This window comes from Nonomuraea sp. GTA35 (assembly GCF_041950525.1).
Taxonomy (GTDB): Bacteria; Actinomycetota; Actinomycetes; order Streptosporangiales; family Streptosporangiaceae; genus Nonomuraea.
The window spans coordinates 1-590 of the sequence record NZ_JBGNUV010000066.1 but is presented as its reverse complement, the minus strand read 5'-3'; the positions used below and the strand labels follow the sequence as shown (position 1 = coordinate 590).

Genomic DNA, 590 nt, shown 5'->3' with positions numbered 1-590 from the left:
CCCATGAAGTCGGAGTCGCTAGTAATCGCAGATCAGCAATGCTGCGGTGAATACGTTCCCGGGCCTTGTACACACCGCCCGTCACGTCACGAAAGTCGGCAACACCCGAAGCCCGTGGCCCAACCCGCAAGGGGGGGAGCGGTCGAAGGTGGGGCTGGCGATTGGGACGAAGTCGTAACAAGGTAGCCGTACCGGAAGGTGCGGCTGGATCACCTCCTTTCTAAGGAGCATCTTCACTCTTCGCCACCGAGTGTGTGGTGGGGTGACAGCTCATTAGTGGAGCACTGGCTACTCAACCAGGCCGGGTTGCCGGCGTGCTAGTACCGCCCTTCGGGGAGTGGGAACGGGCGTGCGGGGGGTCGGTTTGGTTGGACACACTGTTGGGTCCTGAGGAAACGGACGGTTGTCTGTTTGACTCAGTACAGGGCCATGGAACGGTCGCCTTTGGGTGGTCGGGATGTGGTTGCTGTTTGTTGTTTGAGATTTGCATAGTGGACGCGAGCATCTTTGTGGCCAAGTTTTTTAGGGCACACGGTGGATGCCTTGGCATCAGGAGCCGATGAAGGACGTGGGAGGCTGCGTTAAGCCTC

2 rRNA genes are annotated in these 590 nt (G+C 59.2%); both read left to right on the top strand.

Annotated features, from left to right (window positions below):
- Nucleotides 1–220: ribosomal RNA gene (locus ACBJ32_RS59410) — 16S ribosomal RNA — on the top strand; the annotation flags it as partial.
- Between the two features lie 291 nt (nt 221–511).
- Nucleotides 512–590: ribosomal RNA gene (locus tag ACBJ32_RS59405) — 23S ribosomal RNA — on the top strand; the annotation flags it as partial.